The sequence below is a fragment of the Micromonospora sp. CP22 genome (genome assembly GCF_009712475.1).
GTDB lineage: Bacteria > Actinomycetota > Actinomycetes > Mycobacteriales > Micromonosporaceae > Micromonospora.
In genome coordinates, this window is the sequence record NZ_VCJO01000004.1 from 262,275 (window position 1) to 271,852 (window position 9,578).

Sequence of the window (9,578 nt, forward strand, 5' to 3'; positions counted from 1 at the left end):
CCGTCCGGGTGGAGAGCGCTAGATCACGCACAGTCTAGCGCCAGCAACCGATCCGGTGGCCGCCGCCCCGACCGAGTCGACCCGACAACTTCCTCCGACGCGCTCTGTTAGCGGTCACACTCGCCGTTGTCGTCCTCGGTCCGCCGTCCGCGCGGGGCCTGACGAGAGTGCGCGTACAGGACCGCCCAGGCAATTTACAGGCATTGATGATAGCGATAACATTCCTGTCATCGGAACGGCACCTGTCGGCAACGCCGGGGCTGCCCCGTCCAGGCCCGAAACAGCGCGACGATCCGGTGCCACCCGGGGGTCGCGTCGGCCCCGGACGAGCGCGCGAGTGAGCGCGGCGGGGTGTCCGGGCTCCACCAACACAGCTCCACGGCCGCACCCCCCGCCGACGCCGCCTGACCGGCGACCGGTGGCCGCACCGATCACCGCACCGACAAGGAGGAATTCAACGTGCGTAGCGCAAGAAGGTGGCTGACCGCCGCCCTCGGCATCCTGGCGGTGACGCTCACCGCGAGCTTCGCCGACGGGGTCGTCTCCCCCAAGCCGGCCCAGGCGCTCAACAACGGCGTCGCCCGCACCCCACCGATGGGCTGGAACACCTGGAACACGTTCGGCTGCAACATCAACGAGACTCTCATCCGCCAGATGGCCGACGCGATCGTCGACCACGGTCTGCGCGACCTCGGCTACAAGTACGTCGTCGTCGACGACTGCTGGTTCAACCCGGACCGGGACGCGCAGGGCAACCTCCAGGCCCACCCGCAGCGGTTCCCCAGCGGCATGAAGGCCCTCGGCGACTACCTGCACTCGCGCGGCCTGCTGTTCGGCATCTACCAGGTCCCGCTGGACCGCACCTGCGCGCAGTACTTCAACTCCTTCCCCGGCGCCACCGGCAGCCTTGGCCACGAGTACCAGGACGCCCGGCAGTTCGCCGCCTGGGGCGTGGACTACCTCAAGTACGACTGGTGCTCCCCCACCGGGACCATCAACGACCAGGTGGCGCGGTTCAGCATCATGCGTGACGCGTTGGCGGCCACCGGCCGGCCGATCGTCTACAGCATCAACTCGAACAGCATCCACGAGAAGACCGGGCCGCAGCGCAACTGGAGCGACGTGGCGAACCTCTGGCGCACCACAGAGGACATCACCAACACCTGGGACAGCGGTCAGACCAACGGCTACCCGATGGGTATCCAGAACATCGTCAACGTCAACGTGCCGCTGGCCGGCTACGCCGGACCGGGCGGATTCAACGACCCGGACATGCTGGAGGTCGGCAACGGTGGCATGAACGACACCGAGATGCGCAGCCACTTCGCCCTGTGGGCGATCATGGCGGCCCCGCTGATGATGGGCAACGACCTGCGCTCGGCCAGCACGGCGACCCTGAACATCCTGCGCAACCAGCACCTGGTCGCGATCAACCAGGATCCGCTGGCCTTGCAGGCCGTCCAGATCTCGCACGACGGCACCCGCCGGGTCCTGGCCAAGCGTCTGGCCAACGGAGACGTCGCGGTCGCCCTGTTCAACCAGGGCAACTCCACCACGACGGTCTCCACCACGGCGGCGGCGATCGGCAAGACCGGCAGCTCGTTCACCCTGCTCGACGCATGGACCAACAACACCTCCACCACCACCGGGACCATTTCCGCGAGCGTCCCGGCACACGGCACGGTGGTGTACCGGGTCAGCGGTGGCGACACCACCGACCCGCCGCTCCCGACCACCTTCCGGTTGCGCAGCGAGGCGTCCGGGCGTTGCCTCGACCTCGACAACTCCAACACCGCCAACGGCACCGGCACCCTGATCTGGGACTGCCACGGCAACCCCAACCAGCAGATCAGCCAGGAGGGCCAGTCGCTGCGGATCCTCGGTAAGTGCCTGGACGTGCCGACGAACGCGGCCAACGGCACCCGGGTGCAGATCTGGGACTGCCACGGCGGCACCAACCAACAGTGGACGTTCAACGGCAACGGCACGGTGAGCAGCGTCCGCTTCCCGTCACTGTGTCTGGACGTCAACGGCGCCGGCACGGCCAACGGCACCGCGGTGATCCTGTGGTCCTGCCACGGCAACGCCAACCAACGGTGGAGCCGGGCATGACAACCGCTCGTACCACGGCGCGGCGGATCGTCGCCGCGCTCGCGACCCTGGCCTGCACGCTCGCCCTGCTACCCGGTACCGCGCGGGCGGACAACCCGATCGTGCAGCACATCTACACCGCCGACCCGGCGCCCATGCTGCACAACGGCCGGATCTATCTCTACACCGGCCACGACGAGGACGGCTCCACCTACTTCACCATGCGCGACTGGCGGGTCTTCTCCTCGGCGGACATGGTGAACTGGACCGACCACGGCACGCCGATGAGCCTGTCGACCTTCGCCTGGGCGGACGCCAACGCGTGGGCCGGGCACGTCATCGCCCGGAACGGGAAGTTCTACTGGTACGTGCCGGTCCGGCAACGCTCGAACGGCCAGATGGTCATCGGGGTGGGGGTCGCGGACAGCCCGACCGGGCCGTTCCGCGACGCGCTCGGCCGCCCACTCGTCGGCAACGGCGAGATCGATCCGCACGCGTTCATCGACGACGACGGTCAGGCGTACCTGTACTGGGGCAACCCGAACCTGTGGTACGTCCGGCTCAACTCCGACATGATCTCGTACTCCGGCAGCCCGACCCAGATTCCGCTCACCACCGCGGGATTCGGTACCCGGACCGGTAACGCCAGTCGGCCCACCCTCTACGAGGAGGGGCCGTGGGTCTACAAGCGGAACGGGCTCTACTACAACGTGTTCGCGGCGGAGTGCTGCTCGGAGTTCATCGGCTACTCGACGGCACCCGGCCCGACCGGTCCGTGGACGTACCGGGGAACGATCATGCCCCGGCAGGGCTCCAGCTTCACCAACCACCCGGGGGTGATCGACTTCGCCGGTGGGTCGTACTTCTTCTACCACAACGGGGCGCTACCCGGCGGTGGCGGCTACACCCGTTCGGTCGCGGTGGAGAAGTTCACCTACAACTCGAACGGGACCATCCCCACCATCAACATGACCACCACCGGGGCTCCGCAGGTCGGCACGTTGAACCCGTACGTGCGCCAGGAGGCCGAGACGATCGCCTGGGGGTCCGGCATCGAGACCGAGCCGTCCAGCGAGGGTGGCATGAACGTCGGCTGGATCGACAACGGCGACTACATCAAGGTGAAGGGGGTCGCCTTCGGCAACGGCGCGACCAGCTTCTCCGCGCGGGTCGCCTCGGCGACCAGCGGTGGCCGCATCGAGATCCGGCTGGACAGCGCCAGCGGCCCGATCGTCGGCACCTGCACGGTGTCCGGTACCGGTGGTTGGCAGAACTGGACGACCACCAGCTGCGGGGTCAGCGGAGCCACCGGTACGCGCGATCTGTACCTGCGCTTCACCGGCGGCAGCGGCAACCTGTTCAACGTCGACTGGTGGCAGTTCGCCGGCAACGGCAGTGCCCCCACGGCGTACCGGATCATCAACCGCAACAGCGGACAGGTCGTCGACGTGCAGCAGCCCAACCTCGACAATCTCGCGGTGATCGGCCAGTGGAGCAGCAACGGCAACCCCTGGCAGCAGTGGCGCTTCCTCGACGTCGGCAACGGCAACGTACGGCTGCAGAGCGTGCACAGCGGCAAGTGTGTCGACGTGCGTGACGTCTCCACGGCCGACGGCGCACAGATCATCCAGTACACCTGCCATGACGGCCTGAACCAGGTGTTCAGCTGGCGGTCGACCGGCGACGGCTACTACCAGTTGGTCAACGTCAACAGCAACAAGTGCCTGAACGTGGTCGGCGGTTCCACCGCTCCCGGCGCCGCCCTGGAGCAGCGGACGTGCAGTTCGGCGTCCAGTATGCAGTGGACCCGCGCCACCTGACCGGTAGCGCGCGAACGGGTGCCGGGTGGGAGTTTCCCACCCGGCACCCGTGTTTCGGGCGTCGACACTGACCCGGTCACCCGCGCCCGAGGTCCGGCCTGCCGCCCGCTGGACGCGGAGCCCGTCCCGACCGCCACGTCACGGCCGGGTCCGTCGGCCCCGAAGCGGGGGCGGGGCGGGCAGCCCAGCGGATCCCGGGGGTACGGGCGGCCTCGCGGTTGCGGGTACGGGCGATGCGGACCCGGCGGCCGGACGGCCGCAGCCCGGGCGGCCTCCGCCAGGTCCAGGCGATTAATCTCCGGCTCCGGACGGTCTGCTCCGGCTGCGGTGACGCGGTGCAGTGGTCGGTCTGCTCCGGCTGCGGTGGGCGGTGCAGTGGCGATGTGTACGAGGCGGTGTCCGACGGTCCGTGGACGCACAGAAGGGGCCTGTCGTCCGCTCGGCGGGCAGACGACAGGCCCCGGCCGGTGGGTGACCGGCCCGGCGATCCCGCGCCGGGCCGGTCACCGCCGTGTCACGGCGTGCTCAACTCGAACCGGCGGACCGTCACCGAACCGCCCAGCGCCTGGGTGGCGTGGTTGAAGATGGCGAACCGGTATCCCATGAAGAACGTCCAGTTGTTGTTCAGCGTGAGGGCGTTGCCCAGCGGGACGAAGTTGACCCCGTCGGTGCTGTACGAGAAGCGCGCCTGCCGACCGGAGCCGGGCCGGATGTCGGCGTTGGCCCGCAGCCAGATCCGCCCGCCGGAGACCGGTGCACTGGCGATCTCGCTGCCGGTGCTGGTGGTGTCCCAGTTGCTGTTCATGTTCAGCCCGTTGGTCATGACCACCCGGGTGTTCCCGTTGTCCCGCCGTACGCCGATCCACGCCGAGACGTCACGCAGCATGGCCAGGCCGGTGCGGTCACCGTCTCGCATCGTCGAGTAGTCGATCTCGACGGTGCCGGTCGAGGTCGGGCCCTGGATGCGGTGGGTGATGGTGTTGCGTGCCTGGTAGAGGTCGTTGGTCACGCTGGCGGTCTCCAGCCGCAGGCCGTTGTTCACCGACCAGCGACTGTTGTCCGGGTTGTGGTTCCACTCCCACTGCGGGCCGAGGGTGGTGCCGGCGAACGTGTCGGCACCGGTGAGCGGCTTGACCGGGCGCAGCGGCAGCGGGTTCGGGTAGTTGACCCCCCAGGCGCCGTTGACCGTCTGCACCTGCGGCCAACCGTCGGCGGTCCAGGTGATCGGTGCGAGCGTCGGCACCCGACCGCCCGGGTACGCGTCGGTGAAGGCCATGTAGTACCAGGAACCGTTCGGCAGCTGCACCAGGCCGCCCTGGTGGGGCACCCCGCCGCCGGAGATCGGGCCCTGCATGTTGAGCAGCACCTGGCGCTGCTCGTAGGGGCCGAAGGGACCGTTCGTGGACTTGAGGACGTACTGGCCGTTGGCCGGGCGGGTCAGCCAGATGTAGTAGGCGCCGTTGCGCTTGTAGAAGCGCGCGCCCTCCAGGGTGCCGATGTTCGACGGGGTTTGGTAGACCTGCTGGGCCCGGACCTGGCTGCGACCGTCGGCGGAGAGCTGCGCGACGCTGATGGTGCCGTTGCCGTACGCGATGTACATGGTGTCGTTGTCGTCGATCAGCATCCCCGCGTCGTAGTAGCACTGCGGCAGGGTGGCGTGCCGGCTCCAGGTGCCGTCGACGGCCGTCGCGGTGTAGATGTGCGTCTGGGCGAAGTTGATGCACCCGGCCCAGTAGTAGGTCTGGTTGCTCGGCCGGTAGTTCAGTGTGGAGGCCCAGATGCCCTCCACGTACGCCTGTTGCCCGCTGGGCAGGTCGTACTTGGTGCCGAAGTCCAGTCGGGGTACCGAGTGCCCGGCGAACTCCCAGTTGACCAGGTCGTACGAGCGCAGGATCGGGGCACCGGGCGAGTAGTGCATGGTGGAGGCGGTCATGTAGTACACCTCGCCGACCCGGATGACCTCGACGTCGGCGAAGTCCTGCCAGACGACCGGGTTGGTGAACGTGCCGCTGGGCGGTGGGTTGTCATCGCCACCGCCGACCTGCACCAGTTGCCACTGCTGGTTGGCCCCGCCCCAGTCGTCGTACTGCACGATGTTGCCGCCGTCGGCGGTCGAGGCGTTCTGCACCTCCAGCACCTTGTTGGAGTTGCGGTTGATCAGCCGGACGTAGCCACCGGCCGAGTCGGCCAACCGGAACTGCTGGTTGGTCCCGTTGTGGTCGCTCCACTGCACGATCGACGCGCCGTTGGCGGTGGAGAAGTTGTACACGTCGAGCACCTTGCCCGAGTGCCGGGAACGCAGCCGGTAGTAGCCGCCGCCGGAGTCGACGAACTGCCACTGCTGCCAGGCGCCGTTGTTACGCGACCACTGGGTTATCCGCGCGCCGTCGTTCGTGGCCTGGTTGTAGACGTCGAGCACCTTGCCACTGTTGCGGTTGACCAACACGTACCACGCGTTGGTGTCGACCGTTGCCGCGACTGCGGGTGTCGGCGCCACCGCCGCGAGGGAACCACCCACCACCATCGCCGCCAGGATGGCGACCGCACGCGACAGCAGGCCGCGTCGGCTTGGCCTGGTCCGTGGGACCTCACCATTGGCAACCATGATCCTCCTTCAGGATGCGAGCAGAACGAGCAATGGGACGGTCTCTGCGGCTACGCCAGCCAGTTCCATCGCGGCGTGTGATCGCTAACATGACCGCTCTGCCCAAGGGAGAGATCAATTGACCCACCAGCTTCAGGACGTGCCCGGTCCCGGACGGCCACAGATATCGCCCGTCTTCACTATGACTGTGAGCGATAACACGGCCTTCGTCAAGACGTAACATCGACGACCGACGGTCCCCGGCCGGCGGGGGTGGCGCGCCGGCCGGGGACCGTCGCCGCCCGCGGCAGCGGGCAGCCGCCAACGCGGCGTCCGGGCCAGGTGCGCCCGGCACGCCACGCGGCGTCGAGGGACGGTCAGAAACCCCGGGCGAGCCGGTAGTACGCCTGGTTCCAGCGCAACTCGTCGGCGAACCGCCGGGGCTCGGTGTCGGCGTCGATGACGACGAGTTCGGTCCGGCTCATCTCGGCGAGGTCGTGCAGCTCCTCCACGCCCACCGCCTGGGACAGCACGGTGTGGTGCGGAGCGCCTGCGGTGATCCACGACTCGGCCGAAACGGGCAGGTCCGGACGGGGCCGCCAGACCGCCCGCGCCACCGGCAGGCGGCGCAGCGGCTGCGGCGGAGCGACCACGTCGATCTCGTTGGCCACCAGACGGAACCGCTCGCCCATGTCGGCCAGGCCGAGCACCACAGCCGGCCCCGGCGCGGCGTCGAAGACCAACCGGACCGGATCCTCACGACCGCCGATGCTCAGCGGATGAATCTCCACATTCGGCACCTCACCGGCGATCGAGGGACACACCTCGAGCATGTGGGCACCGAGCACCAGTTCCTGTCCGGGGGTCAGGTCGTAGGTGTAGTCCTCCATGAAGGAGGTCCCACCCTCGGTGCCGACGGCCATCGCCTTGAGGGTGTGCACCAGCACCGAGGTCTTCCAGTCCCCCTCACCACCGAAGCCGTAGCCGTCGGCCATCAGGCGCTGCACCGCGATACCGGGCAGCTGACGCAGCCCGCCCAGGTCCTCGAAGTTGGTGGTGAAGGCACGGAAGCCACCGGCGTCCAGGAACGTACGCAGACCCAGCTCAAGCCGGGCCGCGTACCGCAGCGAGTCGTGCCGCTCACCGCCGGGCCGCAGTTCGGCGGCGACCCGGAAGGTGTCGTCGTACTCCTTGACCAGGTCGTCGATCTGCGCATCGGCCACCTCGTCGACCACCCGCACCAGGTCGTTGACGCCGTAGGTGTTCACCGAGACCCCGAAGCGCAGCTCCGCCTCGACCTTGTCCCCCTCGGTCACGGCCACGTCGCGCATGTTGTCGCCGAATCGCGCCAGCCGCAACGAGCGCATGGCCGACCAGCCGAGCGCCGCCCGGGTCCAGGCGCCGACGCGAGCCACCACGCGCGGATCGGAGACGTGCCCGGCGACCGTCTTACGGGCCACCCCGAGGCGGGTCTGGATGAACCCGAACTCCCGGTCGCCGTGCGCGGCCTGGTTCAGGTTCATGAAGTCCATGTCGATGTCGTCCCACGGCAGCAGGACGTTCGCCTGGGTGTGCAGGTGCAGCAACGGGGTCTGCAACGCGTCCAGGCCCGAGATCCACATCTTCGCCGGCGAGAAGGTGTGCATCCAGGCGATCACCCCGACCGCCCCCTGCGTCGCGGCATCCCGGCAGATCCGCAGGATGTCGGCGCTGGTGGTCAGGACCGGCTTCCAGACCACCCGGGCGGGAATGTGCGGCGATTCGTCGAGCAGAGCGGCGATCTGACGGGACTGGTCGGCTACCTGCCGGAGCGTGTCCTCGCCGTACATTGCCTGGCTTCCGGTGAGGAACCAGACCTCGGGTTCAGGGTGTGTTGCCATGGGGTTGCCTTCCGCGAGAGGGGCGGTCACTTGTGGCGGATGCCGATGAGGCGCTGGAGCAGGATGAACGCGAAGAGCAGGCCTCCGATCACGATCTTGGTCCACCAGGAGTTGAGGCTGCCGTCGAAGGTGATCAAGGTCTGGATCACGCCGAGCACCAGCACACCCAGCACCGTGCCGAAGATGTATCCCGAACCACCGGTGAGCACGGTGCCACCGATGACCACGGCCGCGATCACGTCCAGCTCCATACCGATGGCGATCAGCGGGGCACCGGAGAGCGTGTAGAACGACAACAGGATCCCGCCGATCGCCGCGCACAGACCGCTGATGGTGTAGACGGCGATCCGGGTACGCCCCAACGGCAGCCCCATCAGCAGCGCCGACTGGGGGTTGCCCCCGATCGCGTAGACGTTGCGCCCCAGACGCGTGTACGCCAGCACGTACGCGGCGATCAGCACCACCGCGAACGCGATCAACACGCTGATCGAGACGAAGTTGCCGCGCGGATCACCGATCCGGTGCTGCGACATCGTGGTCCAGAACCCGTCGGTGATCGGAATCGACGCGTTGCTGATGAACGTGCACATGCCACGGGCGAAGAACATCCCGGCCAAGGTGACGATGAAGGGTTGGATGTCGAAGAAGTGGATCGCACAGCCCATCAGGAACCCGAGCGTCGGCCCGATGAGCAGCGCGATCACCAGCACCAACGCCGCCGGCAGGCCGGATTGCAGCAACCAGGCCGAGACCATCGCGGTCATCGCCGCCACCGAACCGACCGACAGGTCGATCCCACCGGTGAGGATCACGAAGGTCATCCCGACGGCGATGACCAGCAAGAAACCGTTATCGATGAAGACATTGAAAATTACCTGGATGTTCGAGAAGGCCCGGTACTGGGACACACCGATGCCGTACATCACCAGCAGCAGCGCCAGGGTCGCCAACACCGGCATGTGCTGCCGGGGCACCTTGGCCCACCTCGGAACCCTGCTCAAAGCCGTCGTACTCATGCCAGCACTCCGCTTCGCTCCGTGCCGTCATGAGGCACCACCACACTGAGCCGATGATTCGCTCGCTGACGCTCACTCATGCCAGCACTCCGCTTCGCTCCGTGCCGTCATGAGGCACCACCACACTGAGCCGATGATTCGCTCGCTGACGCTCACTCATGCCAGCACTCCGCTTCGCTCCGTGCCG

General features: G+C 67.9%; 5 protein-coding genes. 2 read left to right on the plus strand and 3 right to left on the minus strand.

What is annotated here, in order from left to right:
* Window positions 1-459: 459 nt before the first annotated feature.
* Both FF096_RS09780 and FF096_RS09785 read left to right on the plus strand, forming a co-directional pair.
* Window positions 460-2,112, plus strand: a complete 1,653-nt coding sequence (locus tag FF096_RS09780) for a ricin-type beta-trefoil lectin domain protein (protein ID WP_375335318.1) — start codon at window positions 460-462, stop codon at window positions 2,110-2,112.
* Window positions 2,109-3,911: a family 43 glycosylhydrolase gene (locus tag FF096_RS09785; protein WP_155216529.1), complete on the plus strand. Its 1,803-nt coding sequence runs from the start codon at window positions 2,109-2,111 to the stop codon at window positions 3,909-3,911. Before FF096_RS09780 ends, FF096_RS09785 begins: the two co-directional genes overlap by 4 nt.
* Before the next feature lie 514 nt (window positions 3,912-4,425).
* On the opposite strand, the gene FF096_RS09790 is transcribed toward FF096_RS09785, so the two are convergent.
* The 3 genes from FF096_RS09790 to yjfF form a co-directional block, all read right to left on the minus strand.
* Complete coding sequence (locus tag FF096_RS09790; protein WP_155216531.1) at window positions 4,426-6,516, minus strand: RICIN domain-containing protein; 2,091 nt, start codon at window positions 6,514-6,516, stop codon at window positions 4,426-4,428.
* Window positions 6,517-6,872: 356 nt separating this feature from the next.
* Entirely contained in the window at window positions 6,873-8,375 is a 1,503-nt protein-coding gene (araA, locus tag FF096_RS09795) for an L-arabinose isomerase (protein ID WP_155216533.1), read from the minus strand.
* Between the two features lie 26 nt (window positions 8,376-8,401).
* Window positions 8,402-9,391: a galactofuranose ABC transporter, permease protein YjfF gene (gene yjfF / locus FF096_RS09800; protein WP_155216535.1), complete on the minus strand. Its 990-nt coding sequence runs from the start codon at window positions 9,389-9,391 to the stop codon at window positions 8,402-8,404.
* Window positions 9,392-9,578: the final 187 nt, after the last annotated feature.